Source organism: Anoxybacillus sp. LAT27, assembly GCF_022030075.1.
In the GTDB taxonomy this organism is placed as follows: Bacteria; Bacillota; Bacilli; order Bacillales; family Anoxybacillaceae; genus Anoxybacillus; species Anoxybacillus kestanbolensis.
Window position 1 is genome coordinate 1 of record NZ_JAIWYK010000093.1, and the last position, 358, is coordinate 358.

Sequence of the window (358 nt, forward strand, 5' to 3'; positions counted from 1 at the left end):
TCATCCAAGAGATTGAGTTTTTGACCCCGGAGGAGTTTGTAAGTAAATACAGCCTGTCATGAGTTTTTTCATCAGGCACAGAAACCAAGACTTTTCAACCGCTAAGGTTAGGAAGTCTTTTTTTATTTGGTCCCTCGTGCGGGCGTACCAATAGCACGGGCCGAGAAATCGGCGGAAAGGAGAAGAAATGAATCGAGTCGTCTTGATTGGTCGTCTGACGAAAGATCCGGAGATGCGCTACACGACAAACGGGATCGCTGTTACGACGTTTACGTTGGCTGTGAATCGCCCGTTTGCCAATCAAGAAGGAGAAAGGCAAGCGGATTTTATCAACATCGTAACCTGGCAGAAACTTGCC

At 47.2% G+C, this 358-nt stretch carries 1 protein-coding gene; it reads left to right on the plus strand.

The genetic code is table 11. The features are described from left to right. Positions 1–187 precede the first annotated feature (187 nt). Positions 188–358: single-stranded DNA-binding protein (gene ssb, locus LD028_RS08650; RefSeq protein WP_237811572.1), on the plus strand; the 171-nt coding region annotated here is incomplete at its 3' end.